The 2,230-nt window shown below is 73.6% G+C and carries 1 protein-coding gene; it reads left to right on the forward strand.

The annotated features are described in order from the left end of the window. A partial coding sequence (locus ACWEBX_RS39355; RefSeq protein WP_451889505.1) for a hypothetical protein occupies positions 1-2,058 on the forward strand: 2,058 nt, incomplete at its 5' end. Positions 2,059-2,230 lie beyond the last annotated feature (172 nt).

Here is a 2,230-nt window from a genome sequence, read left to right on the forward strand (position 1 = left end):
GCCTCGCAGGGATATCTGACCGTGTCCATCGCCACCAACGGCATCAACGGTCAGGACTACGCGGCCGAGGACGGCGGCGCACAGGCCCGGTCCTCCCTGGTGCGGCAGCACTTGGCCCGCTGGGCGGAGTGGTCCGCCCGCCCGGCCTCCGCGCCCCCGATCGTGCGGCGGTCGGCTCCCGCGGACCTGTCGCGCGTCCTGCTGGTCGGCCACTCGCGTGGCGGCGAGGGCGTGAACCGGGCCGCCATGGACAGCCTTTACCGCGCCCCGGCCGACCAGGACGGCTACCGCGGGCCGGTGCGCTGGCACATCCGCGGCACCGTTCTCATAGGCCCCACCGTCTTCGGGCAGAACCCGGCGCCCGACGTGCCCTCCGCGACGATCCTGCCCGGCTGCGACGGTGATGTGTCCGACCTCCAGGGGCAGATGTACGTGGACGCGACCCGCGGAGTCAGCCGCGGTGCCGCCCTGCACAGCGCCGTCTACATGGTCGGGGCCGACCACAACTTCTTCAACAGCGAATGGACTCCGGGCCAGGCCCAGGCCCCCGCGGAGGACGACTTCTGGAGCGGCGACGAGCCCGACCGGGTGTGCTCGCCGGGAACCGCCACCCGATTGACGGCCCGTCAGCAGCAGACCGCGGGCGCGACCTACATCGCCGCCGCCGCACGGCTGTTCGTCGCCGGTGACGACCGCGTACGGCCGCTGCTCGACGGTTCGGGGCGGCGCGCGCCCTCCGCCGGTCCCGCGCGGGTCCTCACCCACGCGGTCGGCGGACACCGTACTCCGGCGTTCCTGCCGGACGGGCAGGTCTCCGTCGACGGCGGCACGCTGTGCGAGGAGGTGACCGAGGTCGTGTCGACGGCCTGCCTCGGCTCCGGAAGGAGCGGTGTCTCGCCGCACTTCGCCCCGTGGGCGGTGTCGAAGGAGCCGGGCCGGCGTGCCGTGGCACTGCGCTGGACGGCCGCCGGCTCCACGGTCCGGGTCCGTTCGGCGCGGCCCGTCTCGATCGCCGGCTCCCGGGCTCTGGCGATGCGTCTGATCGTGCCGCCGAACACCGGGACCACCAAGTTCGACATCGGACTGACCGACGCCGCCGGCCACCGGGCGACGCTGGGGAGCGTCCGTCTCGACGGTTTGCCCGGCACCGACCGCACGGCCTCCTACTGGGGCCAGGAGGTCCGGCTGCCGCTGGCCGCCGCGATCCGCGCGGGAGTCGATCCGCACCGGGTGAAGTCCCTGGAGATCGTCCCGCGCACCCGTTCCGGGCAGGCATGGCTGCTCGACTCGTGGGGATGGCGCGCCGGGACCCCCGAGGTGCGGGCCGCGGACCTCGCCCGTGTCGACGTCGGCCGGCTGACCGTCGACGAGGGCGACACGGGCGTACGGACCTACCACGTGCCGGTGCAGGTCACCGGACACGGGAACGGCACGGTCCGGCTGTTCGTCGCCGATCCGGACACCGGCCGGACCACCTCGCGCGAGGTGACCGTACGGGCCGGTGTCCCGGCCCCCGACGTGAAGGTCGAGGTCCGGGGCAACAAGCGCTACGGCTACGACGTGTCCCACGACGTCTTCGTGAAGACCGTCCGCGGCGCGGTGATCGGCGCCTACCGGGGCGGTGTCACCGCGCGCAACGACGATCCGATGCCGACCTTCAAGGTGACCCCGCCCTCCGCCCGCGCGGCCGAGGGCCGGAAGCTGACCTGGCGGATCGCCCTCTCCGCGCCGGCCGACGTGGACATGCAGTCCGACATCGCCGTCGTCCGCGTCACCGGCGGCGACGAACTGTCCACCACCGACGTGGATCCGCAGTGGCTGCGGGACATGTCCGGCAAGGAACCGCTGCCGTCACGGCCGCTGTCCCAGGTGAACGGATTCTTCCTGTTCGTCGGCGTACCCGCCGGCCGGACGAGCACCGAGTTCACCGTCCCCACGGTCGGGGACCGGCTCGCCGAGCCGGAGGAGACGGTACGGCTGCGCATGACCGTCTACGACGAGACGGGCCGGCCGCACGACGGACCGGAGTTCACCGGCACGGTGCACGACCCGGCGTAGCCAGCCGAGGCCCGCGCCCCGGCCGGACCCGGACCCTTGGGACCGGGCCTCCGGCCGGCGCGCGGGACCGCGCCCCGGCAGCAACCCGCGGACGCCTACTTCTCGTCGAAGACGAGGTCCTCCGGAGGGAGGTTGAGCCGCACGGTGTCGCCGTTCGTGACCTCCACGATCG

It is taken from the genome of Streptomyces sp. NPDC005070 (assembly GCF_053600395.1).